A 24,673-nucleotide genomic window follows, 5' to 3' on the forward strand; every position below is an offset into this window, starting at 1 on the left:
AAAATTAACAAATCATAGATTCAATTGAGAAATTTAAAATAGCGGTGGAGCGTGCTTTAAGGGTAATTCAAATAAACGTAATGAGACAAATGGTTGTTGATAATCGATAAAAAAATCAACAATATAACCAACATCAAACCAATGTACTATAGGATAAAATAACGTTTTAGGTAAATCAAATTCAGAATGAATAGCACAGAAATCACAATGTTGTAGATGAATGTTTTTTTCATCAATAGGTGTTTCAGTTGTATGTTGATGAGATTCATCATGTGTCAAATGATGATATTGATGGTTATGTGGTTGAGAAATTGGAGAGAAATGTTGAGCAAGTGATTGTTGTTGTAATATATGCTGATGATGGATTTGACTAAAACGCTGAATATGGATACAAACACGTGCATTATCATAACTTAAAAATAAAGGCGATAAGAGTATAAATACTTGCATCAATAATGCAAATATTGCACTGATTAGCCCTATTTTTAGAAACATCATTACAACATCTTACTTACTTGATTTTACTTATAATAACAAAAAAATCATATTGTTAGCAAGATGTGTTTGACATTTTAGACTAAAATTTCTCGTTTATTGGAGCTATTGGCAGGGCTGACAATGCCATTACGTTCCATCATATCAATGAGTTTTGCACCACGTTGATAGCCAACACCAAATTCACGTTGCAAAGCCGAACCAGAAGCTTTACGGGTGCGTAAGACAAATTCAACTGCTCTATCATATAAAACGTCTTGTTGCATTTCTCCACTATCATCATAACTACGTGATGAGTTATCATCTTCTTCATCATCACCAACTAAAATATCATCAACATAATTTGGTGAACCACGCTCACGCCATGCATCACAAATACGATTCACTTCGTCATCACTGATAAATGCACCATGTACACGCTCAGGCTCATTTTGTCCAGGTCCTAAGAATAGCATATCACCATTACCAAGTAGTTCTTCAGCACCACCTGCATCTAAAATAGTACGTGAATCAATTTTACTATTCACACGTAGGGCAACACGTGTTGGTACATTTGCTTTAATCAAACCTGTAATGACATCAACTGATGGACGTTGTGTTGCTAATAATAAATGGATACCTGCAGCACGGGCTTTCTGAGCTAAACGTGTAATTAATGTTTCCGTTTTTTTACCAGATTGTTGCATCATCATATCAGCAAATTCATCAGCAATAACCACAATGCTTGGTAGTGGCTCTAAACGAGGAGCACGTTGCTGTGTTGCACTATCGCTAGGTTTCCATAATGGGTCGATTAAATCTTCACCATTGGCTTGTGCCTGACGAATACGCTCATTGAATGGTGCAATTTGACGTAATTTAAACATTGCCATCAATTCATAACGGCGTTCCATTTCATTGACACACCAGTTTAAAGCATTGGTTGCTTTGTTCATATCGGTAATGACGGGTGTTAAAAGATGTGGAATTTCGTCATAATTGGCAAGCTCCAACATTTTAGGGTCAATCAATACTAAACGTAATTGTTCTGGTGTATATTTTAATAATAATGATAATAAAATCGCATTTACAGCAACTGATTTACCTGAACCCGTAGTCCCTGCAACAAGCATATGAGGGGCTTTGGCTAAATTGGTAATAATTGGTTTACCCGTAATATTTTTACCCATTGCCACACTTAAACCCGCTTCAGGGTTACGAAATTCGTCATTATCAATTAATTCGATTAAACGAACCATTTCACGCTTTTTATTTGGGATTTCCACGCCAATAAATGGTGTACCGGGGATAGATAATACAATACGCACCGATTTTAATGACATTGAACGGGCTAAATCTTGTGAAATACTGGCAACTTTAGTCGCTTTTACACCCGGAGCAAGCGATAAGGCAAAACGTGTAACTACAGGACCTGGGTCAATTTCTTCAACACTGGCTTTGATGTTAAAATCTTGTAATTTTAATTCTAACAATTGTGCAAGTTTGTCTAATTCTTCATCGCTAAAACGTACTTTTTGACTATGATCAACAGGGTCAAGTAAAGATATACTTGGTAATGGTGATAAAGTTTTACGATATTCTGCAACTTGCATTGCTCGAGAAATGATACGTCCTGATGCATCGGTTAATGGTGCATCATCATCAAAATAAGCAACTTTGGTATTGTCATGAGTATCGTCATGTAAAGTTTGTTTAAATGGATTATAATGTTGCGGAGCATTATTTTGCACGCTTTCATGCTCAATATGAGATTGTGCTGGTGTTGAATGATGGATGAAATCATCATCAAGTGCAAAATCCAGAGTTCTGTTTTGTACTGGCTGATGTGTTAAATCATTAAATTCTAATGGCGTATCATGAGTAATCGTGAAAGATGACTCATCAAATGAATGTGATGTTTTTTTAGGTAATTCAAATTCTTCTAATTCAACTGCTACAGGTGTTTTTGGTACTTTTTTAATATGATGATTAAGTAGTGATTGTAAATCAGCCAAAGGGTTTGGTTGAGTAAGGCGTTCACGAATACGATTTAAACTTGGATTTTGAGTAGATATTGTTTTTGCTTCAACAGATGTCGTATGATGAGTCTCATCTATTTCAATAGATGTGGTATTTGTTTCAACAGGTGCTGTTTGCACTTGAGTTGGTTCCAATGTAGACTCTTGAGATAAATGATTTTCATCATATATGATATTTACATCAGTTGTTGCGACTGGTGCATTATCAAAATCATAAGATTCATGCATTACAACTTCATCGAATGTAGGTGGAGTCGGTTCTGCTTGTAATTGTGCAATTTGTTGATTTAAATCATTAATTTTTTTGTCAAGATAGGCAATATCTTGTTGAGTAGCGTGTTCCTGTTGTATAAATTGGCTTTGTAAAGCATCAAATGATTCATTAGAAACTGATGATTTAATTACATTGGAAATATTTTCTCTAGCTCGTGTCTCTTCTTCATATTTACGTTGTAATACTTGTTGCTCAAACTCATGGTGTGCTGATAATTGTTGCTGTGATTGTTCTAGTAGTTGTTGCATTTCATTTAATAATTCATTACTTTTATCATTATTTTGCCAAACATCACCAAATACAACTTGTCCAGCAGTAATATTGATTGTGCTGTTGTTTTGATTTTCTGTTGTTGCTGTTGATTGAGCAGAAGTTTCAGCAGTATCGGAACTATTTTGCTCAGTTGTTGGCTGAGTAAGTGGGTTTGTTGTTTCTTGTTGAACCATTTGTTGTTGGTGTGTTTTAGGCAGTGTGTGATATTGTTTAAGTAGTATGGCATCATCTTGACCAATATAACAAACGTCTTTTAGCCATAATGGGAAATTTTGTAGTTTTTCAGTTAGACTGACCCATTTAATATTAAAACTAGCACTGAATGTCATTATCAGCATAAACAGCATTATAAATAATGCACCGTAGATAGTCGTAATTTTGCTTAAATCATGAGCAATTGCATAACCAATAATACCGCCACTATGGGTCATGGGTGCATTATTGAGTAATAAAGCACTGAGAATAGCAACAACAAATATCAAGGTAATTTGTGCAAAATAACGTTTAAGACGATTTTTATGATGATGATAAATATGATAAATTTCTAACCATAAAAAAAATGGAATGAGTAAACTTGCCCAACCGAAAAAAGCTCGCAATAAATTGCCAATCCATGCACCTGCAACACCTGTTAAATTGGAGATATGTTGTGTATCGCTCGATAAATAACTCCAACTTGGGTCAAAAGCAGAAAAACTCAATAATGCTAAAAATAGAAAACCACCTAAACAGGCTAAAAATACACAGATTAAAAATTGTGTATGATTTAAAGAAGATGCTACGACTGATGACTGATTCATAACAAATTTAACCTAAATATAGCGAGTAGATGATGATGGGTATGCTATTTTAACATTGAATTGTGTTAGCTTCTATTTGTAATAATGTTATTTTATGCTCAATTCCGCCACCAAAGCCAACCATTTTTCCATTTTTGCCAATCACACGATGACAGGGAATAATAATAGAAAGTGGATTTTGTCCATTGGTCATACCAACTGCACGCACTGCTTTTGGTCTACCAATTTGTGTCGCAATATCTTGATAACTTCTCGTTTCTCCATAAGGAATAGTTTTGAGAGCATTCCATACAGCAATTTGAAAATCTGTACCTTGTATGGCGATAGGTAAATCAAAACTTTGTCGTTGTTGAGCAAAATATTGCTGTAATTGTTGAGCTGTTTGCTTTAAAATAGGATGATAAGCAACTTCACAATATTTAAATTGGCTAAAACGGCGAATAGTTTCATTTTGCCATAATACACCAATTAAATGTTGTTCATCAGCAATTAAACGTAATTGTCCAACGGGACTAGCATAATATTTTAGGGCGTAAAGTTGGCTCATAATGTACAATAATTAAACATTGATACACTTCACTAGTGCAAGTTCAGCACGCATTTTATCAATCACCACTTTATAATCAGGTTGATTAAAAATCGCAGAACCTGCAACAAACATATCGGCTCCTGCTTCAGCAATTGCACGGATATTATCAGGAGTAACACCGCCATCTACTTCTAAGCGAATATCTAAACCGCTACGGTCAATTATCGCACGAGCCTGTTTTAATTTTTCTAATGTCATTGGGATAAATTTTTGTCCGCCAAATCCGGGATTGACACTCATCAATAAAATTTGATCGACTTTATCCAGAACATAATCTAAATAGTGTAAAGGTGTAGCGGGGTTAAATACTAGACCTGCTTTTGCTCCGCCTGATTTAATAAGTTGTAGTGAACGGTCAATGTGGTTAGAGGCTTCAGGGTGAAAGGTAATAATATCAGCACCTGCTTCTAAAAAATCACCAATAATTCTATCCACTGGTGAGACCATTAAATGTACATCAATCGGTGCGGTAATACCATAATTTTTTAATGCTTTACAAACACCTGCACCAAACGTTAAATTAGGTACATAGTGATTATCCATAACATCGAAATGTACCACATCTGCACCAGCTTGTAGCACTTTTTCAACATCTTCGCCTAAACGGGCAAAATCGGCAGATAAAATTGATGGGGCAATTAAATAGGGTTTAGACATGGAATAACCTGAAAATATCAATAATAGCGTATTATAGCACATTAAAGGGCTTAATGAATAAGCCCAAAATGAGATTGTGAAATAATGATATGTGTTTTAAGATTTACAAACCGATTTCGCCAATAAAAGGTAAATGACGATATTTTTGGTCATAATCTAAACCATAACCGACAATAAATTTATCTTCTACAGAAAAACCTAAGAAATGGACATCTAAATGCACTTCACGGCGTGATGGTTTGCTGACTAAAGTACATAATTGAATTGAATTTGGTTCACGGGTTTGTAAAATTTCCATTACTTTGCTTAAAGTATGACCAGAATCAATAATATCTTCAACAATTAAAACATCTTTACCACGAATTTCACCATCAATATCTTTTAAAATTTTGACATCACGGCTTGAAACGGTTGAACCACTCGCATAACTAGAAACCGTCATAAAATCAAGTTCATGTGGTTTTTTAATTTCACGACATAAATCTGCCATAAAAATAACAGAACCACGCAATAAACCAATTAAAATTAATTCTTTATCACTATTGGCATAATGTTCAGTAATTTGTTGCCCAAGTTGTTTTACTTTTTGCTGGATTTCTTGTTCAGAAATCATAATATTCATTTGTACAGTCATATTACAAGCCTAAATGTATTCAAAGTATATATTTTAAGATAATTTTAGATTTTATACTATGTATTTTTATGATATGGTTTAGATTTTGCTAAATTTTGCGTATAATAGTATAGATTAAATTCTACAAATGACAGGATATTTCTGTGGCTCAATATATTTACACAATGAACCGTGTATCCAAAATGGTTCCGCCTAAGCGTGAAATCTTAAAGGATATTTCGTTATCATTCTTCCCAGGTGCAAAAATTGGTGTACTTGGTTTAAATGGTGCAGGTAAATCGACTTTACTGCGTATTATGGCGGGTGTGGACAAAGATTTTAATGGTGAAGCACGTCCACAACCAGGGATTAAAATTGGTTATTTAGAGCAAGAACCGCCACTAGACCCAACTAAAGATGTGCGTGGCAATGTGGAAGATGGTTTACGTGAACCGCTTGATGCGTTGGCTCGTCTTGATGAAGTGTTCGCGGAATATGCGATGGAAGATGCTGATTTTGATAAATTGGCTAAAGAACAAGAGAAGTTAGAAGCAATTATCCATGCATGGGACGCACATAATCTCAATAATCAAATGGAACAAGCGGCTGATGCCTTGCGTTTACCTGCATGGGACGCTGATGTGACTAAACTCTCTGGGGGGGAACGTCGCCGTGTCGCTTTGTGTCGTTTACTCCTATCAAAACCTGATATGTTGTTACTAGATGAACCAACAAACCATTTAGATGCTGAATCTGTAGCTTGGTTGGAACGTTTCTTAAAAGACTTCCCAGGTACGATTGTGGCGATTACCCACGACCGCTATTTCTTAGACAATGTTGCAGAGTGGATTTTAGAGCTTGACCGTGGACATGGTATTCCTTATCATGGTAACTATACCTCTTGGCTTGAGCAGAAAAATACTCGCCTAGAACAAGAGCAGAAACAAGAAGAAAGTTTTGCTAAAGCATTGAAAAAAGAGCTTGAATGGGTTCGTCAAAATGCGAAAGGTCAGCAGAAGAAAAATAAAGCACGTTTGGAACGTTTTGAAGAGTTAAACTCAAAAGAATTCCAACAACGTAATGAAACGTCTGAAATTTATATTCCACCAGGTCCACGTTTAGGTAATAAAGTGGTGGAAGTGGAAAATATCAGTAAATCTTTTGGCGACCGTTTACTATACGAAAACTTAAGTTTTACTGTGCCACCAGCAGCGATTGTGGGCATTGTCGGTCCGAATGGTGCGGGTAAAACCACCTTATTCCGTATGATGACAGGCGAACAACAACCTGATACAGGTACAGTCACTTTAGGCGAAAGCGTTAAAGTAGCGTATGTTGGACAAATTCGTGATACTTTAGATGATAATAAAACAGTATGGGAAGAAGTCTCTGGCGGTTTAGATATTCTTAAAGTGGGTGATTATGAAACACCATCTCGTTCATATATTGGTCGCTTTAACTTTAAAGGACAAGACCAACAAAAACGTGTGGGCGAATTATCAGGTGGTGAGCGTAACCGTTTGCAACTGGCAAAAATTTTGCAACAAGGGGCAAATGTCATCTTACTCGATGAACCATCAAACGATTTGGACGTAGAAACTTTGCGTGCATTGGAAGATGCGATTTTAGTCTTCCCAGGTACAGTGATGGTCGTATCGCATGACCGTTGGTTCTTAGACCGTATTTGTACGCATATTTTATCCTTTGAAAATGAACAGCCAGAATTCTATGACGGTAACTATACCGAATATGAAAAATGGCGTAAGGAAAAATTTGGCGATGACGCTCGTCCAAAACGTCAAAAGTATAAAAAGATTGGTGGTTAATCTTTAAATAAAGATGTGGATAAATGTGAGTTTATCCACATTTTTATTGGGCATAAATGTGCATCAAACCCTATCCGCCATAAAACTCACCACATTTTCTAACTTATTTTGTCCAGTAACCACCATCAACAAACGGTCAATTCCTAAAGCAATACCACTACAGGCAGGCATATTTGGTAAAGCGGATAATAAATATTCATCTATTGGCATTTGTACTAAGCCCAATCGTTCACGTTGTTGATTATCTTGCTCAAAACGCTGACGTAAAATCGTTGCATCAATCAATTCATCATAAGCATTGGCTAACTCTAAACCATTGATATATAATTCAAAACGTGCAGAAACCATTTCACCATCATCATCTTGTTTAACTTTGGCTAAAGATGCCATTTCAGGTGGAAAGTCAGTTAAAAAAACAGCATTATCCTGACCTAAATATGGTTCAACACAATGTGAAAATAATAAATCCATATAAGCCAAACGGTCATCGCCTAAATCAAGGTCTAAATTTATACGCTTTGCATATTGTTTTAAATCATCTAAATTGGCTTGTAAGGGATTAATATTCAAATGTTGTTGAAAAGCGTGCTTATAACTTAAAACTTGTACTTGAATATCTTTATTTAAACACGCACAAAGTAAATCTTGTGTTTCTTGCATTAAATCAGCGAGTGAAAATTTTGGACGATACCATTCTAACATCGTAAATTCGCTATTATGCTTACGCCCATGCTCATCATCACGGAATACTTTACAAATTTGATAAATCGCTCCACTACTGCTTGCCAATAAACGTTTCATCGCAAATTCAGGCGATGTTTGTAAATAATGTGTGGCTAATTGACCATTGATATGACGTTGTGCAGGAATTGATGATAAATGCACATCGGTTGTGCCTGCACTCGATAATAATGGTGTTTCTACTTCTAATACATCACGTTTAGCAAAAAATTGGCGAATGGTTTGGTATAATTTTGCTCGTGCGTGAAGCATTTCAATGCTACAATTTGGTTGATAATTCATATTTTTCTCTTAATTTTGGAATTTGTATGAGTAATAATTCACCCTAAAATAAAATTATTTTATAAAAAATCCATAACTCGCCCATTCACGGCGTAATAGATAATGTTTGCGTAAAGCATCAAAATCATCAGCAGAAATTTGTCCATCTTTTAAACAATTTCGTAAATTTTGGTCATCACGCATAATTGGATAAATATCTGCCAAATGTTGTTTTAAATTTTCTGCTAAAGATAACTCAGCATTAAATTTTGCATCACATTCAGGCAATAACTCATACATTGATTTGTTGATTTCTCGCCTTAAATGTTGGCATAAGGCTTGATAAATCATCGCTGTACCACGAGCTTTGCCTTCTAAACTATAGCCTGCAATATGTGGTGTAACAATACTCACTGCATTGATAATTTCTTGGCTAATAGTTGGTTCATGTTCAAATACATCTAAAACAACCTTTCGCCCAGTCCGTGCAATATCAGCTAATAATGCTTGTTCTTTAATCACACCACCACGAGCAGAATTAATCAATATGCTATGTTGAGACATATTTTTAAAAGTCTGCTCATCAAATAAATAATAAGTTGGATAATTGCCTGTTTTGGTTAAAGGAACATGAATTGAAATGACATCACACTGTAAAATATCATAAAAATCAACTTGTTGGATATGCTGATGTTGCGTAAATGGGTCATAACCTTTGACTTGCCAACCCAATGCTTGAGCTAAATTGGCAAGACGTGTACCCACATTGCCCAATCCTACAATACCTAAACTTAAACGATGATGTGGCTCAAAACATTGTGGGTTTAATTGATAAATCGCACGAATTACATATTCAGCAACTGCTTGAGCATTACAGCCACTGGCATTTGCCCATGTAATGTTGTGTTTGTCTAAATAATCAATATCTAAATGGTCTGTACCAATGGTTGCACTTCCCACAAATTTTACGGGTGAATGTTGTAATAATTCAGCATTCACTTTGGTTACAGAGCGTATTAAAAGTATATCTTTATCTGCTACATCTTGAGCAGTAATTTTACGCCCTGCTTTAATATCAATTGTGGCAATATCAGCAAAAAAATGTTGATAATATTCTAAATTTTCATCAGCAAGTAGTTTTAAATTCATCATCGTGTTTCCTAATTTAGGTTGTTTATTATATAATGATTTTTCTATGAGAGGTATTTACTCATACTTAAATGTTGATGATTTTTAATATGCACACCTATCAATCTTATCTTGAACAATGGCTACAACAGCGAATTGTCCAACAACAATCTATACATACCATTGATGCTTATCGCCGTGATATTTTAGATTTTTTTAAATTCTGTCAGCAACAAGATATTGATATTCAAAAATTAACTCATGCTGATATTCAGTATTATTTAGTACAAAAAATTGAATATACACAATTACAAAATAAAAGTTTGCAACGCCGTTTATCAGCCATTCGGCAATTTATTACATGGCTCAACCAACAACATCAACAAAATATAGCTGCGGCACAAGATATTAAAATTAAAAATAAAAATAAAACTTTACCTGCAGTGATGAATGAACAATTGATTACGCAATTATTAGAGCAAGCTGAACCTTTGGATAATACACAAGCAGAATTTTGGATACGAGATAAAGCAATGTTAGAATTGTTCTATTCAAGCGGGTTGCGTTTGTCTGAATTGCAAGGTCTGATATGGCAAGATATTGATTTTAATCAAAAACTAATTAATGTTATGGGTAAAGGTAAAAAAAATCGTATTGTTCCTTTTGGTAAAAAGGCGAATGAGAGTTTAATACAATGGAGAGAAATTTATCAACAATGGTTATCCGCTTTATCAGAAGAACAATACAAAATAACAGCACAACAACCTGTTTTTATTAGCCGAAAAGGTGATGTGCTGTCTACACGTCAAATTGAAAATCGTGTGAAATATCAGGCACAGAGAGCAGGAATTGCGATTAATTTATATCCACATTTATTACGCCATAGTTTTGCTAGTCATTTACTCAATCGTAGTGGTGATTTACGAGCAGTACAAGAAATGCTAGGTCATGAGCGAGCGAGTACCACAGCAATTTATACACATTTAAATTTTGCAGAAATACAACAAAAATATCAAGATTGCCATCCTCATGCACGGAAAAAGTAATTTTAAAATTATGTTATAAAGTTTTGAAATAATTAAATTATATTTGGATATATTGATGTGAAGTTAATAATTTTGCTGAAAATCTATAAAAATGTCAATATAGTTATTTTACGTCTTATGATAGGATAATTTTGTATTAAAATAATTGGAAATAACAATCATCATAGAAAAAAATGATAAAAAGTGATGTTATTCTTATGAAAACATTGCAAAAATGTATAAATTAAACGTATAATACGCGAGATTAAAACACGATTTTTGACAAAATCACAACATGAATGCCAAAGTGAGTATTGTATGCGTCAGATTGGACGGCTTATCGACCGCCGATTAGCCAAAACTTTAGTCATTTTGCAGGTATCCATTATTCCATTCATTGGTTTGATTGCTGGATTTGTTTGGTCATTTCATATTGCACTCAATGCGGTATGTGGGGCAGTAGTGTGTTGGTTGGCAAGTGCTTACTTTGCTTGGCAATCATTTCGTACTGCTGGTGCAAGTGCATCTAAACAGATTTTAAGTAATATGTATAAGGGAATGATTGGCAAATTTGTGATTTTAATCGTTGGATTTATTGTTATTTTAACAAATGTAAAACCAGTTTCTGGGATTGCATTATTTTGTGGATTTATACTTGTACAGAGTATGTCGTGGTTTGCACCTATCGTGTATACACGCTTATTAAACAAGTAAAAATCAGAAATTTAAATCAAATATTATTTGATACTTGATTTGAAATTATTGTATTAACATTGACCAGGTGTGACTATGGCTGCTGAAGAACATACCCTTACTTCGACAGAGTATATCAAGCATCACTTGACCAACATGACCTATGGTAAAATGCCAGATGGAACATGGAAATTGGCGGAGACTGCTGAAGAAGCTCAACAGATGGGGTTCACTGCAATTCACTTGGATTCAATGGGTTGGTCTATTGGACTTGGACTTATTTTCTGTTTGATGTTTTGGTGCGTGGCAAAAGCTGCAAATAGTGGTGTGCCAACCAAATTTCAAGCAATGGTGGAAATGATTGTTGAGTTTGTAGATTCAAATGTTCGTGATACGTTTCATGGCAAATCACGCTTAATTGCTCCATTGTCATTAACCATTTTTGTGTGGATTTTCTTAATGAACTTAATGGATTTAATCCCAGTGGATTGGATTCCTTATGCTGCACAACAAATTGGTGGCATGATGGGCATGGATCCTCATCACGTTTACTTTAAAATTGTACCATCTACAGATCCAAATATTACATTAGGTATGTCATTATCTGTATTTGCGTTAATTTTATTCTATAGTATTCGTGAGAAAGGTGTAGGCGGATTCGTTGGTGAATTAGCACTTAACCCATTTAATCCAAAAAATCCTGCTCTTAAAGCACTCTTTATTCCAATTAACTTGATTCTAGAACTTGTTACTTTCTTAGCACGTCCAATTTCTTTAGCATTGCGACTATTTGGTAACATGTATGCAGGCGAATTAATTTTTATCTTAATCGCTTTATTACCATTCTGGATTCAATGGACATTATCAGTGCCTTGGGCAATTTTCCATATTTTGGTGATTACATTGCAAGCCTTCATTTTCATGATGTTAACTATCGTGTACTTGAGCATGGCAAGCGAAAAACATTAATGGTTCAGTCTAGTCAAAAGGCTAGATCTAATTTAATTTCGATTTAATATAACTTAACCCTGAGGATTCTTTCATGGAATTAGTCGTTGGTTTATCAGCTGTTGCAGCTGCACTTCTTATTGCGTTTGGTGCTTTAGGTACTGCAATTGGTTTTGGTCTTTTAGGTGGTCGTTTCTTAGAAGCAGTTGCTCGTCAGCCTGAATTAGCACCACAACTTCAAACTCGTATGTTCTTAATCGCTGGTCTTCTTGATGCGGTGCCAATGATTGGTGTAGGTATTGGTTTATTCATCATCTTCGCAAACCCATTTGTTGGTTTATTAGCGGGTTAATCAGCAGTATTCCTAATTTATCATTGAGGAATTGCAATGAATATTAACTTAACCATTTTTGGTCAAATGATTGCATTTGCGATTTTTGTCGCATTCTGCATGAAGTATGTTTGGCCACCGTTGATGGAGGCTTTAGAGACTCGTCAGCGTAAAATTGCAGATGGCTTAAATGCGGCTGAAAAAGCAAAAGCTGACCTTGCTGATGCACAAGCACAGGTAAAGCAAGAGATTGATGCCGCTAAAGCTCAAGCAGCTCAAATTATTGAACAAGCGAATCGTCGTGCTGCACAAATTGCAGAAGATGCACGCACTCAAGCAACTACTGAAGGTGAGCGTATTCGCCAGCAAGCAAAAGAAGCGGTGGATACCGAAATTAATGCTGCTCGTGAAGCATTACGTCAAGAAGTAGCAGCTTTAGCTGTGGCGGGTGCAGAAAAAATTCTGAACCAACAAGTCGATGCACAAGCACACGATGCAATGCTTAAACAACTGGCAGCTAAACTGTAAGCGAGGAAAATTATGGCTGAACTCTTGACATTAGCACGCCCATATGCCAAAGCAGCATTTGCTTACGCATCTGAACAAAATACAGCGGAGGAATGGTCAGCTGTGTTACAGATGTTGAGTGCAGCAGTGCAAGATGAAGCATTTTCCGCTTACTTGGGTCGCCCAGAGCTTACTCCTGCAGAGCAAGTCAAATGCTTTGCCCAAATTTTAGGTGAACAACAATCACAAGCTGTAGATAACTTTTTAACGTTATTGGCAGATAATGATCGTTTAGTTTTATTACCAGAAATTGCGGCAGAGTTTGATGAGTTAAAATCACAGCAAAATAATGTTGTTGATGTCGTAATTGAATCAGCACTTCCTTTAACGTCTGTTCAAGAACAACTATTGATTAATGCCTTAGAGAAGCATTTTAATAGTACAATTCATACAACAGTTGAAGTAAAACCAGAATTAATTGCTGGCGTGGTTATTCGTGCGGGTGATAAAGTAATTGATGACTCAGCATTAAACAAGCTTGAAAAAATGCGGACTCGTCTTCTTGCTTAATTTAAAGAAGATAGAATTACAAACAAATTGAGGTATAGCGCAATGCAACAACTGAATCCATCAGAGATTAGTGCGCTCATTAAACAGCGTATTGGCGATTTGGATACCAGTGCCACCGCTAAAAATGAAGGTACCATCGTAATGGTATCTGACGGTATCGTGCGTATTCACGGTCTGGCAGATGCAATGTACGGTGAGATGATTGAATTTGATGGTGGCTTATACGGTCTAGCACTGAACCTTGAACAGGATTCAGTCGGTGCGGTCGTATTAGGTAACTATTTAAGTTTACAAGAAGGGCAAAAAGCTCGTTGTACAGGTCGTGTATTAGAAGTACCAGTCGGTCCAGAATTATTGGGTCGTGTAGTTGATGCTTTAGGTAATCCAATCGATGGTAAAGGTCCAATCGATGCAAAATTAACTGATGCTGTAGAAAAAGTAGCACCAGGCGTAATTTGGCGTCAATCAGTAGATCAGCCAGTACAAACAGGTTATAAGTCTGTAGATACCATGATTCCAATCGGTCGTGGTCAGCGTGAGTTGATTATTGGTGACCGCCAAACTGGTAAAACAGCAATGGCAATCGATGCCATCATTGCACAGAAAAATTCTGGCATTAAATGTATTTATGTCGCAGTTGGTCAAAAACAATCAACCATTGCGAATGTGGTGCGTAAGTTAGAAGAAACAGGTGCAATGGCTTATACAACTGTTGTAGCAGCAGCGGCAGCAGATCCAGCAGCAATGCAATTCTTAGCACCGTATGCTGGTTGTACAATGGGTGAATATTTCCGTGACCGTGGTCAAGATGCACTAATCATTTATGATGACTTGTCTAAACAAGCGGTAGCGTATCGTCAAATTTCATTGTTATTACGCCGTCCACCAGGTCGTGAAGCATATCCAGGTGATGTATTCTACTTACACTCTCGTTTGTTAGAACGTGCTTCTCGTGTATCAGCTGAGTATGTAGAAGAATTTACTAAAGGCGAAGTGAAAGGTCAAACTGGTTCATTAACTGCATTGCCAATTATTGAAACACAAGCGGGTGACGTATCAGCATTCGTACCAACGAACGTAATTTCGATTACAGATGGTCAGATTTTCTTAGAAACATCATTATTTAACTCAGGTATCCGTCCTGCAGTGAACGCTGGTATTTCGGTATCTCGTGTAGGTGGTGCTGCTCAAACTAAGATTATCAAAAAATTATCTGGTGGTATCCGTACTGCGCTTGCTCAATATCGTGAATTGGCTGCCTTTGCTCAGTTCGCTTCTGACCTTGATGAAGCAACCCGTAAACAGCTTGAACATGGTCAGCGTGTAACAGAATTGATGAAGCAAAAACAATATGCACCATATTCAATTGCTGACCAAGCAGTATCTGTCTATGCGTCTAATGAAGGCTATATGGCTGACGTTGAAGTGAAGAAAATTGTAGATTTTGACGCTGCATTAATTTCATACTTCCGTTCAGAACATTCTGCATTAATGAACAAAATCGATGAAACTGGCGATTATAATGGCGACATCGAAGCTGAAATTAAAGCAGGTATTGAAAACTTCAAGGCGACTCAAACTTACTAATATTAAAATAGTAGGTTTAGTTACAGATATAGGCTTCGAAAGCTCAGTATATTTTAATTGAGCTTTCGAAAAAAATAGGTTAAACGTATGGCAAATTTAAAAGAAATTCGTGCCAAAGTTGCAAGTATCAAAAGCACACAGAAAATTACGCGTGCCATGCAGATGGTTGCAGCTTCAAAAATGCGTCGTGCGCAAGAGCGTATGGCAGCAAGTCGTCCCTATGCCGAAAATATGCAACGTGTGATTGCTCATTTAGTACAAGCAAACCCAGAATATAAACATGCTTATATGATACAACGTCCTGTCAAGCGTGTGGGTTATATTGTTGTCTCTTCAGATCGTGGCTTGGCTGGTGGTTTAAACATTAACTTGTTTAAAAAATTAGCTCAACATGTGAAAGAGCAACAAGAGCAATCTATTGAAGTTGAATTTGCTTTAATTGGGCAAAAAGCAGTCTCGTTTTGTAAAAGTTTCGGCGGGAAAGTGATTGGAGCAGTGACTCAAATCGGTGATGCTCCAGAGCAAGAACAGCTTAGTGGTGCAGTACAAAGTATGTTAGCTGCCTTTGAACGCGGTGATGTTGATCGCATTTATTTGGTATCGAACGGTTTTGTAAATGCAATGACCCAAAAACCACAAATTGAGCAACTTGTTCCTTTAGCACCAGCAAAAGAAGAGGAATTATTAAACCGTACACATAGTTGGGATTATATTTATGAGCCTGACGCTGAAGTATTATTGAACGGTTTATTGGTTCGTTATATCGAGTCTATGGTGTATCAAGGTGTTGTAGAAAATATTGCTTGTGAACAATCTGCACGTATGGTAGCTATGAAAGCTGCAACAGATAACGCAGGTGAGTTGATTAAGAGTCTACAGCTTATTTATAACAAGTTGCGTCAAGCAGCGATTACTCAGGAAATTTCTGAAATCGTTGGTGGTGCGGCAGCGGTATAAAATTATGAAATTAAATTTGGGAGTTTTCCAATGAGTGGCGGTCGTATTACTCAGATCATTGGTGCGGTTATCGACGTTGAGTTCGATCGTAACAATGTTCCAAAAATTTATGATGCCCTGCAAGTAGAAGGCACGGAAACAACTTTAGAAGTTCAACAACAACTCGGTGATGGTGTTGTTCGTACTATTGCAATGGGTTCTACTGAAGGTTTAAAACGTGGGTTACCTGTAACTAACTCAGGTGCACCAATTTCTGTTCCAGTGGGTAAGGCAACTTTAGGTCGTATCATGGACGTATTGGGTCGCCCACAAGATGAAGCAGGTCCTGTGAATGCAGATACAACTTGGGCAATTCACCGTTCTGCACCATCTTATGCAGAGCAAGCAGGTTCAACAGAGCTTTTAGAAACAGGTATTAAAGTAATTGACTTACTTTGTCCGTTTGCTAAAGGTGGTAAAGTTGGTTTGTTCGGTGGTGCGGGTGTAGGTAAAACCGTAAACATGATGGAGCTTATCAACAACATCGCAAAAGCACACAGTGGTTTATCTGTATTCGCTGGTGTTGGTGAGCGTACACGTGAAGGTAACGACTTCTATCATGAAATGAAAGATTCTGGCGTACTCGATAAAGTAGCCATGGTTTATGGTCAGATGAATGAACCACCAGGTAACCGTTTACGTGTTGCTTTGACTGGTTTGACAATGGCTGAATATTTCCGTGATGAAAAAGATGAAAACGGTAAAGGTCGTGATGTACTTTTATTCGTAGATAACATCTATCGTTATACATTGGCGGGTACTGAAGTATCAGCGTTATTAGGTCGTATGCCATCGGCGGTAGGTTATCAGCCTACACTTGCTGAAGAAATGGGGGTATTACAAGAGCGTATTACTTCAACTAAATCTGGTTCGATTACTTCGATTCAAGCAGTTTACGTTCCAGCAGATGACTTGACTGACCCATCACCAGCAACAACGTTTGCTCACTTAGATGCAACAGTTGTATTGAGCCGTGATATTGCATCTCAAGGTATCTATCCTGCGATTGACCCACTTGACTCGACTTCTCGTCAGTTAGACCCATTGGTAGTAGGTCAAGAGCATTATGATATTGCTCGTCAAGCTCAAAATGTGTTACAACGTTATAAAGAGCTGAAAGATATTATTGCAATCTTAGGTATGGACGAATTATCTGAAGAAGATAAATTAGTTGTATACCGTGCACGTAAGATTCAACGTTTCTTCTCTCAACCGTTCCACGTTGCTGAAGTCTTTACTGGTGCACCAGGTAAATATGTACCATTAAAAGAAACTATTCGTGGTTTCAAAGGCTTATTAGCTGGTGAATATGACCATATCCCAGAACAAGCGTTCTATATGGTTGGTGGTATTGATGAAGTAATTGCAAAAGCCGAGAAGCTATAATAATTAGCAACTCTAATTAGGAGGTTCTCATGGCAACTATGCAATGTGATGTCGTAAGTGTAAAAGAAAGTATTTACACTGGTACAGTAAAAATGTTGATCGCAAAGGGTGTTGCGGGTGAGTTAGGTATTATGCCTGGACATGCTCCATTAACCACTTTGTTACAACCAGGTCCAATTCGTGTTTTGCTTGAAAATGGTACGGAAGAATTAGTTTATGTATCTGGTGGTGTATTAGAAGTACAGCCACATATTGTAACGGTTCTTGCTGATACAGCAATTCGTGCGGATAACTTAGATGAAGCTGCAATTGTAGAAGCACGTAAGCAAGCTGAAGCATTATTAGCAAATCAGAAGAGTGAATTGGATACTGCTGCAGCCTTAGCATCTTTAGCTGAGATTGCAGGTCAGTTGGAAACGATTCGCAAAATTAAAAACCGTGCAATGTAAATTTGTATTGTTTTTATATGAACTGCCTTATGTAATAATAAGGCAGTTTTTATTTGAAATGTAGAAAAAATATGCAATAGAGTGTTAAGTGTTTAAAAATAAAGCATAAATAGTAAAAAAAACTTGCTAATGAGTCATAATTTTTGTATTATATCTTTCGTTGAGATAGATATATTTTTCCCGAGGTGGTGAAATTGGTAGACGCGGTGGACTCAAAATCCACTGTCAGCGATGACGTGTCGGTTCGAGTCCGACCCTCGGGACCAAATATTCTCCCATAGCTCAGTCGGTAGAGCGACGGACTGTTAATCCGCAGGTCCCTGGTTCGAGCCCAGGTGGGAGAGCCAAATTCTAAAAGCCCTTAGTTAATTTTTAACTAAGGGCTTTTATTTTGCTAAAAAATCAGTATGATATGACATAAATCTTTGTAATATGTGGGGAGTAATGCAACATGATGTATAAATTTGCAGGTCATGCACCAACAGTAAGCAAACAACCTTGGAACGGTTGGATTGCGGATAATGCAATGGTCATTGGGCAAGTTGAATTGGGCGAAAAAGTTGGTATCTGGTATGGTGCGGTAGTGCGTGGCGATAATTGTAAAATTCGTATTGGCGATTTTACCAACGTACAAGAAAATGCTGTAATTCATACGGATGCAGGAATTGAAGTGAATATCGGTCAATATGTAACGATTGGACATCAGGCAACAATCCATGGTTGTACTATTGGTGATAATAGTTTAATTGGTATTAACGCTGTGATTTTAAATCATGCAGTAATTGGTAAAAATTGTATTATTGGGGCAAATGCTTTAGTACCAGAGGGCAAAGTGATTCCCGATAATTCTGTAGTAATGGGTTCTCCTGCCAAAGTGGTCAAAACCATAGATGAACAAGTAGTCGCACGTCTAACACAAAGTGCTATTGCTTATGCAGAAAAAATTAAATTATTTAAAAATCTTGAACCATTTCAGTTTGATGATTAAAAGACATTTCCTAGATATAATAAAAGCCCATACTTATTGTATAGGCTTTTTATGCTGTTAGTTTTGATTAAAAACGAGCAATAAATTCCGCATAGGCATTGATAAAGTTTTGTAAAGTAGTTTGGGCTTGTTCTGATACCAATTCACCATTTTCATTGAATGCACCTGCAAAAATACCGCCAATAACTGCTGAAAATGGTAAAGTTGGCATATTGATATATGGTGCAGAAGCTAAAGTACGTAAGCTATCTGCAACACGAGGACTACCACTTGCGTTTACTGTTAAAATTGCTAATGGTTTGCCGATCCAAACACTTTGTCCCATTGGTCGAGAGCAAACGTCAATTGCATTTTTTAACATAGCAGAGTAACCAGCATTATGCTCTGGGCTCACCCAAATTACTGCATCTGCTGATTTTACTGCTTCACGTACACGAGTATATTGTGGAATGTCCTGCTCGTCTAAATCACGGTCGTACAACGGTAAATCACCAATTTCAACAATATTTAATTGTAATGAACTTGGAGCGATTTTTTGTAAATGTTTCACTGCTAAGTGGTTAAAAGATGTTTTGCTGGCAGAGCCAATCAATACAGCAATTTGTTTAGTCATGAGATATTCCTTAAAAAGAAAGTTTACTAAGATAGTTGGATTATTGTAGCATATTTATCCATCTTATCAGTAAAATCATGATTGATTTATATGATGAGATTGATAGGGAGTATACAATTTATGCACGTAAATCAAACAATAAAAATTCAGCATCGCTGTGCGTATGTACATTTAAAACTTGTTCTTGACGAACAGCAATCGCATCGCCTTGAGCTAAAGATTGTCCATTGACGGTTAATTTACCTTTCACCATCTGTAACCAATACACACGTTTAACATCTAAATCAATCAGTTGTTGCTGTTCAGTTGCATATTGATAACGCCACAATTTCATATCTTGATAGACTTTAAATGAGCCGTCATCAGCATTTGGCGATAAAATCAAGGTTCCACCGTGTTGGTCAGCAAAACGTTTTTGGTCATAACGTGGTGCGATATTTAATTCATTGGGCATAATCCAAATTTGCAATAAATGTAATACTTCGCTATCGCTTGGATTAAATTCTGAATGTGTTACGCCAGAACCTGCCGACATAATTTGAAATTCACCCGCATGAAATTCTTTGACATTGCCCATGCTGTCTTTATGAGCGATTGAGCCGTTTAACACATAAGTAAGAATTTCCATATTTTTATGTGGGTGTGTGCCAAAGCCCATGGTTGGGGCAACACGGTCTTCGTTAATCACACGTAAATCGGAAAAGCCCATGTGCTGTGGGTCATAATAATTGGCAAATGAAAAACTATGACGGGCATCGAGCCAACCGTGATTGGCGTGTCCACGTTCTTCGCTTTTACGGATTGATAACATATTTTATTCTCCCATTACTTTTTTAGAGATAATATGGTCTAATGATAATGAACCAGCACCTGCTACTGCTAAATATAAGAAAATGAAGCTAAATAACATCGCAGGTTCACCACCTTTAGCAAGTGGAAATATTGAAGCGTGCATCATAAAATAAGCCACTGCCATCATGCCTGATAATAAAAAGGCAACAGGGCGAGTAAATAAGCCTAAAATAATCAATAGTCCACCGACTAATTCTAAAATCGTGGCTGTTCCCATTAAAGAAAACCAATTTCCACCTAAATAAGCGGTATTATCAACTGGAAAACCAAAGGCTTTTGCTGTGCCGTGTAATAAAAAGGCATAACCTGTCGCCATGCGTAACAGTGATAAAACGATAGGACTGAGATGTGAAGTATTCATAAAAAATTCTCATTTAGTGTTGGATAAGATGTACTTATTATAATTGTTTTTAAATTTGCAACAAGATACAATATTACAAGTTATTTTTGCAATAATAGAAAGATTAAAATGCACCATATTAGTTTAGATGATATACGTTTGTTTGTTGCCGTAGTACAATCTGGGAGTCTGACCTCTGCCTCTGAATTGACAGGCATACCTGTTTCTCGTTTAAGTCGCCGATTAACCGCCTTAGAACAAGATTTAGGCACACAGCTTGTCAATCGTGGTAAAAAAGGTGTGAGTTTACATGAATTAGGGGAAGATTTTTTTCAACATGCACAAAGTATGTTGTATCATGCGGAATTGGCGATTGGCGGGGTTCATCATGGTTTGGTTGAGCCATCGGGCGTATTAAAAATTTCCTTGCCGATTGATATGATGGGATTATTGCAGAATAAATTATCACAATATTTAGCTTTATATCCACAGGTGCAACTTGACATCAATCTGACGCAACAAAAAATCAATATGATTCAAGATGGTATTGATGTGGCGATTCGGGCAGGAGCGATTGAAAATGAAAATGTGGTTGCCAAATTATTAAAAATGCAACATTTTGTATTGTGTGCCAACCCTGATTATCTGCAACAACATCAATGTTTAGAAACACCGCATGATTTGTATCAACATCGTTTAATTGTACAAAGTTTAATGCAAGGCTGGATATTTCAACATAAAGAACGCCAAATTAAAATTGTACCGCAGGCATATATTTCATGTAATCATTTTGAAATTGTTGCGGATTTTATTCATCAAGGTTTAGGCATTGGCGTTTTACCGCTTGAATTATTAAATAAATATCCAAATTTAATCCCCATTTTACAGGATTGGCAATTACCGAGTGCTCCATTATCGATTATTTATTATAAAAATAGGGGAGCTGTGCCAACGGTTAGGAGTTTTGTGGAGTGGTTTATGTTACAAGCTGATAAGCTATAGTTTAGCTCATCATCTAAAGGTTTTAGACTCATGTTTGGTAAATAACAGTGTGATTATAGGTATTTGAATTTGAACTCCAATACATAAATCCAAAATCATTTTTTATGATAAAAATGGCAACCTCATAACTTGTTATATCATTAACCAAGCGAATTGCTTCACTCAGACTTTCTAAGTTATCAGAGCAAGTTATCCAAGGCTTTCCCTTAGATTCTTTCTTACATACTTGAAACTTATATCTTCTTTGTTGAGCATAAAGCTCATCTTGATGTATTAACTCATTCATATCCTAATTAATATTACAATGTGGCAACTCGTTTCTATATATTTCTAGCTGTTTCTTTTTGGCAATGGTTTTGGCAGAGATTAATAGATGTCTTAAATTTTTTAATTTTTTGAGTGTTTCTAAGGTGGTAGGGCTAATAACATACTGGAATACATTATTACCACCCAACAGCCCAATCGGGTCTCTTTGAATGAACATGCCAACATCAGTATCATAATAACGGAAAAGATTGAAATTTGTGAAATATATACATCAAAAATTTTAATCTACAATTTTTTCTACAGTTATTTCCTGATTAACTCCGCCACTAGCAACAAGTGTAATACCAGTCGCAACTTTTTGTTCTATTTTAAAGCTCTTAAAATCCGCACTGACTTTATAAACCATTAAGTTTTCACCTAAATACTGATGATTGGTACTATGCTCCCAGCCATTTGGACTACGATCACATGAAATGTTTTTGTTACAATATTCTGAAAATTCTTTAGCAATCAAAAGTAATTTTTCTTTTGATTTGTACATATAAAAATTATAATATAATAAAAGAAAAATGAAAAAAATCATAAATAAATATTTTAACTTAGTATATTTTTTTATCATTAGCATAAAACTCTCTATCATGATTTATTGGATTGATTACATAGTGCAAGGTAAGGTGCCTATTAAGCACCCTACGACTTGTAAATGATTGAAAATAAATGATTAAACAGACGCAGATACCACTTGTTCAGGGGTTAAAGCTCCACGAATAATCAAGCGGTTAATTGATGCAATAATTGCCTCAATCGATGCCGTTACAATGTTATCATGAATACCAACGCCAAAACCGCTTACTGTTTGTTCAGTATCATGCACTTGTAACTCAATAATTGCTAAGGCTTTAGCACTTGCACCGCCTAAACCTAGTGATTTTTCTTCATAATTTAATACATCAATTGGTAAAGCTAAGGCATTCAATACAGCAGAAATAGGACCGTTGCCTTCTCCTTGTAAGGTATGTGTATCGTTACCGATGGTTACATCAATGCTAATTTGCTGTTTACCATTGTTATCAGTTAAACGATAATTTTTCACTTTATAGTGATTTTCGCCTGTGTAAACATAGCTTTCGGTAAATAATGTCCAAATTTGTTCGGCTGAAATTTCTGTGCCATTGCTATCAGTCCATTTTTGTACCACTTGGCTAAATTCAATTTGCATACGGCGTGGTAAATGTATGCCATAATTGGCTTCTAACAAATACGCAATTCCGCCTTTACCCGATTGACTATTGACACGAATGACCGCATCGTAGTTACGTCCCAAATCTTTCGGGTCAATTGGCAAATACGGCATATCCCAAATTTGTTCATTCTTTTGGAATTCAAAGCCTTTTTTAATCGCATCTTGATGTGAACCAGAGAATGCCGTGAATACTAAATCACCTGCATAAGGGTGACGTGGGTGAACAGGTAAACCTGTGCATTCTTCAACCGTTGCGATAATTTCATTGATATTTGAAAAATCTAAATGCGGTGCAACGCCTTGTGAATACATATTTAATGCCATCGCAGCAATATCCACATTGCCTGTACGTTCACCATTACCAAACACACAGCCTTCCACACGATCAGCTCCTGCCATAATCGCCAATTCTGAAGCAGCGATACCACAACCACGGTCATTATGACAATGTACTGAAATCAATACTCCATCACGGCGTGCAAGATGGCGGTGCATCCATTCGACTTGGTCTGCATATACATTCGGTGTAGACACTTCAACTGTTGCTGGCAAATTCAAAATAACTTTTTTCTCTGGACGAGCGTCCCAAATTTCAGTAACAGCATCGCAGACTAATTTTGCAACTTCTAACTCTGTTGCAGAGAAACATTCTGGGCTATATTGGAACGTCCAATTGGTTTGAGGGTATTTTTCAGCATATTCTTTCACCAAAGTTGCCCCTTGCATCGCAAGATTTTTTGCACCTTCAATATCCACATTTAACACTTTTTGTCGGAAGGTTGGTGAGTTAGAGTTGTAAATATGAACAATGGCATTTTTTGCCCCTTCTAAGGCTTCAAAGGTACGTTGAATTAAATGCTCACGAGCCTGTACCAATACTTCAATATGTACATCATCAGGAATATGATTTTCTTCAATCAATTTGCGGGCAAAATCAAAATCAATTTGTGATGCTGATGGAAAACCGATTTCAATATGTTTAAAACCAATTTTGACTAACATTTGGAACATTTTCATTTTTTGTTCCATATTCATTGGTTCAAAAATTGCTTGGTTACCATCACGCAAATCGGTACTCATCCAAATTGGTGCTTGGGTAATTTCATTATTAGGCCATTGGCGGTCTGGCAAATCGACACGTTGATACATACGGCGATATTTTTGGCTAGGGTCTTTTAACATCATGTGAACATTCCTTCAT

General features: G+C 36.5%; 25 protein-coding genes and 2 tRNA genes. 15 read left to right on the forward strand and 12 right to left on the reverse strand.

The genetic code is table 11. The features are described from left to right. Window positions 1-33: 33 nt before the first annotated feature. From LU301_RS02805 to hpt, 5 genes are all read right to left on the reverse strand, one after another. On the reverse strand, window positions 34-498 hold the full coding sequence (locus LU301_RS02805) for a hypothetical protein (protein ID WP_305272324.1): 465 nt from the start codon (window positions 496-498) through the stop codon (window positions 34-36). Between the two features lie 74 nt (window positions 499-572). After that, the gene (locus tag LU301_RS02810; RefSeq protein ID WP_305272326.1) at window positions 573-3,860 is read right to left on the reverse strand and encodes a DNA translocase FtsK; all 3,288 of its coding nucleotides are present in this window, start codon (window positions 3,858-3,860) and stop codon (window positions 573-575) included. 49 nt (window positions 3,861-3,909) lie between these two features. Continuing rightward, window positions 3,910-4,407 carry a methylated-DNA--[protein]-cysteine S-methyltransferase gene (locus tag LU301_RS02815; protein WP_305272328.1) on the reverse strand — a complete coding sequence of 166 codons (498 nt, stop codon included), beginning with the start codon at window positions 4,405-4,407 and terminating at the stop codon, window positions 3,910-3,912. Between the two features lie 12 nt (window positions 4,408-4,419). After that, window positions 4,420-5,106, reverse strand: a complete 687-nt coding sequence (gene rpe / locus LU301_RS02820) for a ribulose-phosphate 3-epimerase (RefSeq protein WP_305272330.1) — start codon at window positions 5,104-5,106, stop codon at window positions 4,420-4,422. A gap of 103 nt (window positions 5,107-5,209) precedes the next feature. After that, window positions 5,210-5,740 (reverse strand): hypoxanthine phosphoribosyltransferase, encoded by a 531-nt coding sequence (gene hpt, locus LU301_RS02825; protein ID WP_305272332.1) that lies wholly within the window; start codon window positions 5,738-5,740, stop codon window positions 5,210-5,212. 143 nt (window positions 5,741-5,883) lie between these two features. Here hpt and ettA point away from each other — a divergent pair, with 143 nt between their 5' ends. Continuing rightward, window positions 5,884-7,545 carry an energy-dependent translational throttle protein EttA gene (ettA, locus tag LU301_RS02830; protein WP_305272334.1) on the forward strand — a complete coding sequence of 554 codons (1,662 nt, stop codon included), beginning with the start codon at window positions 5,884-5,886 and terminating at the stop codon, window positions 7,543-7,545. A 63-nt stretch (window positions 7,546-7,608) separates the two neighbouring features. On the opposite strand, the gene epmA is transcribed toward ettA, so the two are convergent. Beyond that, entirely contained in the window at window positions 7,609-8,568 is a 960-nt protein-coding gene (gene epmA / locus LU301_RS02835; RefSeq protein ID WP_305272336.1) for an EF-P lysine aminoacylase EpmA, read from the reverse strand. A 54-nt stretch (window positions 8,569-8,622) separates the two neighbouring features. After that, window positions 8,623-9,696: a 4-phosphoerythronate dehydrogenase gene (locus LU301_RS02840; RefSeq protein WP_305273928.1), complete on the reverse strand. Its 1,074-nt coding sequence runs from the start codon at window positions 9,694-9,696 to the stop codon at window positions 8,623-8,625. Between the two features lie 89 nt (window positions 9,697-9,785). Between LU301_RS02840 and LU301_RS02845 the strand changes: the two genes are divergently transcribed. The 13 genes from LU301_RS02845 (at window position 9,786) to LU301_RS02905 (ending at window position 19,155) form a co-directional block, all read left to right on the forward strand. Next, window positions 9,786-10,721, forward strand: a complete 936-nt coding sequence (locus LU301_RS02845) for a tyrosine-type recombinase/integrase (protein WP_305272338.1) — start codon at window positions 9,786-9,788, stop codon at window positions 10,719-10,721. A 297-nt stretch (window positions 10,722-11,018) separates the two neighbouring features. Further along, window positions 11,019-11,414, forward strand: a complete 396-nt coding sequence (locus LU301_RS02850) for an ATP synthase subunit I (RefSeq protein ID WP_305272340.1) — start codon at window positions 11,019-11,021, stop codon at window positions 11,412-11,414. A 75-nt stretch (window positions 11,415-11,489) separates the two neighbouring features. Further along, window positions 11,490-12,362, forward strand: coding sequence for a F0F1 ATP synthase subunit A (gene atpB, locus LU301_RS02855; RefSeq protein WP_305272341.1), 873 nt, complete (start codon window positions 11,490-11,492; stop codon window positions 12,360-12,362). A gap of 73 nt (window positions 12,363-12,435) precedes the next feature. Continuing rightward, entirely contained in the window at window positions 12,436-12,693 is a 258-nt protein-coding gene (gene atpE, locus LU301_RS02860) for a F0F1 ATP synthase subunit C (RefSeq protein WP_305272343.1), read from the forward strand. 36 nt (window positions 12,694-12,729) lie between these two features. Continuing rightward, complete coding sequence (locus LU301_RS02865) at window positions 12,730-13,200, forward strand: F0F1 ATP synthase subunit B (RefSeq protein WP_305272345.1); 471 nt, start codon at window positions 12,730-12,732, stop codon at window positions 13,198-13,200. A gap of 12 nt (window positions 13,201-13,212) precedes the next feature. Further along, the gene (locus tag LU301_RS02870) at window positions 13,213-13,749 is read left to right on the forward strand and encodes a F0F1 ATP synthase subunit delta (RefSeq protein WP_305272347.1); all 537 of its coding nucleotides are present in this window, start codon (window positions 13,213-13,215) and stop codon (window positions 13,747-13,749) included. A gap of 42 nt (window positions 13,750-13,791) precedes the next feature. Next, entirely contained in the window at window positions 13,792-15,336 is a 1,545-nt protein-coding gene (atpA, locus tag LU301_RS02875; protein WP_305272349.1) for a F0F1 ATP synthase subunit alpha, read from the forward strand. 87 nt (window positions 15,337-15,423) lie between these two features. Beyond that, a complete protein-coding gene (gene atpG / locus LU301_RS02880) occupies window positions 15,424-16,293 on the forward strand; it encodes a F0F1 ATP synthase subunit gamma (protein WP_305272351.1) in 870 nt (289 codons plus the stop codon). Between the two features lie 30 nt (window positions 16,294-16,323). Beyond that, the gene (gene atpD, locus LU301_RS02885; RefSeq protein ID WP_305272353.1) at window positions 16,324-17,718 is read left to right on the forward strand and encodes a F0F1 ATP synthase subunit beta; all 1,395 of its coding nucleotides are present in this window, start codon (window positions 16,324-16,326) and stop codon (window positions 17,716-17,718) included. Between the two features lie 29 nt (window positions 17,719-17,747). Continuing rightward, on the forward strand, window positions 17,748-18,167 hold the full coding sequence (locus LU301_RS02890; protein ID WP_305272355.1) for a F0F1 ATP synthase subunit epsilon: 420 nt from the start codon (window positions 17,748-17,750) through the stop codon (window positions 18,165-18,167). A gap of 179 nt (window positions 18,168-18,346) precedes the next feature. Continuing rightward, window positions 18,347-18,433, forward strand: a tRNA-Leu gene (locus LU301_RS02895). Between the two features lie 5 nt (window positions 18,434-18,438). Next, window positions 18,439-18,514 (forward strand) — tRNA-Asn (locus LU301_RS02900). Between the two features lie 104 nt (window positions 18,515-18,618). After that, window positions 18,619-19,155, forward strand: coding sequence for a gamma carbonic anhydrase family protein (locus tag LU301_RS02905; RefSeq protein ID WP_305272357.1), 537 nt, complete (start codon window positions 18,619-18,621; stop codon window positions 19,153-19,155). 67 nt (window positions 19,156-19,222) lie between these two features. Here LU301_RS02905 and LU301_RS02910 read toward each other — a convergent pair whose 3' ends face one another. The 3 genes from LU301_RS02910 to LU301_RS02920 all read right to left on the reverse strand — a co-directional run bounded on the left by LU301_RS02910 (window position 19,223) and on the right by LU301_RS02920 (window position 20,981). Then, entirely contained in the window at window positions 19,223-19,768 is a 546-nt protein-coding gene (locus LU301_RS02910) for an NADPH-dependent FMN reductase (RefSeq protein ID WP_305272359.1), read from the reverse strand. Window positions 19,769-19,886: 118 nt separating this feature from the next. Beyond that, the gene (locus LU301_RS02915; protein WP_305272361.1) at window positions 19,887-20,579 is read right to left on the reverse strand and encodes a pirin family protein; all 693 of its coding nucleotides are present in this window, start codon (window positions 20,577-20,579) and stop codon (window positions 19,887-19,889) included. Window positions 20,580-20,582: 3 nt separating this feature from the next. Continuing rightward, on the reverse strand, window positions 20,583-20,981 hold the full coding sequence (locus tag LU301_RS02920) for a DoxX family protein (RefSeq protein WP_305272363.1): 399 nt from the start codon (window positions 20,979-20,981) through the stop codon (window positions 20,583-20,585). Between the two features lie 108 nt (window positions 20,982-21,089). Here LU301_RS02920 and LU301_RS02925 point away from each other — a divergent pair, with 108 nt between their 5' ends. After that, window positions 21,090-21,962: a LysR family transcriptional regulator gene (locus LU301_RS02925; protein WP_305272367.1), complete on the forward strand. Its 873-nt coding sequence runs from the start codon at window positions 21,090-21,092 to the stop codon at window positions 21,960-21,962. A gap of 547 nt (window positions 21,963-22,509) precedes the next feature. Here the strand turns inward: LU301_RS02925 and LU301_RS02930 are convergent. Together LU301_RS02930 and leuA are read right to left on the reverse strand one after the other, a co-directional pair. Next, complete coding sequence (locus LU301_RS02930) at window positions 22,510-22,770, reverse strand: hypothetical protein (RefSeq protein WP_305272369.1); 261 nt, start codon at window positions 22,768-22,770, stop codon at window positions 22,510-22,512. Window positions 22,771-22,950: 180 nt separating this feature from the next. Beyond that, entirely contained in the window at window positions 22,951-24,657 is a 1,707-nt protein-coding gene (leuA, locus tag LU301_RS02935) for a 2-isopropylmalate synthase (RefSeq protein WP_305272371.1), read from the reverse strand. Window positions 24,658-24,673: the final 16 nt, after the last annotated feature.

Source organism: Moraxella sp. ZY210820, assembly GCF_030674635.1.
Classification (GTDB): domain Bacteria; phylum Pseudomonadota; class Gammaproteobacteria; order Pseudomonadales; family Moraxellaceae; genus Acinetobacter.

Excerpts from the sequence above, each read along its gene's own strand:
- LU301_RS02870 (WP_305272347.1), top strand. The coding sequence starts at position 13,213 with ATGGCTGAACTCTTGACATTAGCACGCCCATATGCCAAAGCAGCATTT.
- LU301_RS02925 (WP_305272367.1), top strand. The coding sequence starts at position 21,090 with ATGCACCATATTAGTTTAGATGATATACGTTTGTTTGTTGCCGTAGTA.
- LU301_RS02915 (WP_305272361.1), bottom strand. The coding sequence starts at position 20,579 with ATGTTATCAATCCGTAAAAGCGAAGAACGTGGACACGCCAATCACGGT.
- LU301_RS02815 (WP_305272328.1), bottom strand. The coding sequence starts at position 4,407 with ATGAGCCAACTTTACGCCCTAAAATATTATGCTAGTCCCGTTGGACAA.
- atpE (WP_305272343.1), top strand. The coding sequence starts at position 12,436 with ATGGAATTAGTCGTTGGTTTATCAGCTGTTGCAGCTGCACTTCTTATT.
- atpA (WP_305272349.1), top strand. The coding sequence starts at position 13,792 with ATGCAACAACTGAATCCATCAGAGATTAGTGCGCTCATTAAACAGCGT.
- LU301_RS02890 (WP_305272355.1), top strand. The coding sequence starts at position 17,748 with ATGGCAACTATGCAATGTGATGTCGTAAGTGTAAAAGAAAGTATTTAC.
- LU301_RS02910 (WP_305272359.1), bottom strand. The coding sequence starts at position 19,768 with ATGACTAAACAAATTGCTGTATTGATTGGCTCTGCCAGCAAAACATCT.
- LU301_RS02840 (WP_305273928.1), bottom strand. The coding sequence starts at position 9,696 with ATGAATTTAAAACTACTTGCTGATGAAAATTTAGAATATTATCAACAT.
- atpG (WP_305272351.1), top strand. The coding sequence starts at position 15,424 with ATGGCAAATTTAAAAGAAATTCGTGCCAAAGTTGCAAGTATCAAAAGC.
- LU301_RS02810 (WP_305272326.1), bottom strand. The coding sequence starts at position 3,860 with ATGAATCAGTCATCAGTCGTAGCATCTTCTTTAAATCATACACAATTT.
- hpt (WP_305272332.1), bottom strand. The coding sequence starts at position 5,740 with ATGACTGTACAAATGAATATTATGATTTCTGAACAAGAAATCCAGCAA.
- LU301_RS02930 (WP_305272369.1), bottom strand. The coding sequence starts at position 22,770 with ATGTACAAATCAAAAGAAAAATTACTTTTGATTGCTAAAGAATTTTCA.
- LU301_RS02865 (WP_305272345.1), top strand. The coding sequence starts at position 12,730 with ATGAATATTAACTTAACCATTTTTGGTCAAATGATTGCATTTGCGATT.
- LU301_RS02845 (WP_305272338.1), top strand. The coding sequence starts at position 9,786 with ATGCACACCTATCAATCTTATCTTGAACAATGGCTACAACAGCGAATT.
- LU301_RS02920 (WP_305272363.1), bottom strand. The coding sequence starts at position 20,981 with ATGAATACTTCACATCTCAGTCCTATCGTTTTATCACTGTTACGCATG.
- LU301_RS02805 (WP_305272324.1), bottom strand. The coding sequence starts at position 498 with ATGATGTTTCTAAAAATAGGGCTAATCAGTGCAATATTTGCATTATTG.
- epmA (WP_305272336.1), bottom strand. The coding sequence starts at position 8,568 with ATGAATTATCAACCAAATTGTAGCATTGAAATGCTTCACGCACGAGCA.
- atpB (WP_305272341.1), top strand. The coding sequence starts at position 11,490 with ATGGCTGCTGAAGAACATACCCTTACTTCGACAGAGTATATCAAGCAT.
- rpe (WP_305272330.1), bottom strand. The coding sequence starts at position 5,106 with ATGTCTAAACCCTATTTAATTGCCCCATCAATTTTATCTGCCGATTTT.
- LU301_RS02850 (WP_305272340.1), top strand. The coding sequence starts at position 11,019 with ATGCGTCAGATTGGACGGCTTATCGACCGCCGATTAGCCAAAACTTTA.
- atpD (WP_305272353.1), top strand. The coding sequence starts at position 16,324 with ATGAGTGGCGGTCGTATTACTCAGATCATTGGTGCGGTTATCGACGTT.
- leuA (WP_305272371.1), bottom strand. The coding sequence starts at position 24,657 with ATGATGTTAAAAGACCCTAGCCAAAAATATCGCCGTATGTATCAACGT.
- LU301_RS02905 (WP_305272357.1), top strand. The coding sequence starts at position 18,619 with ATGATGTATAAATTTGCAGGTCATGCACCAACAGTAAGCAAACAACCT.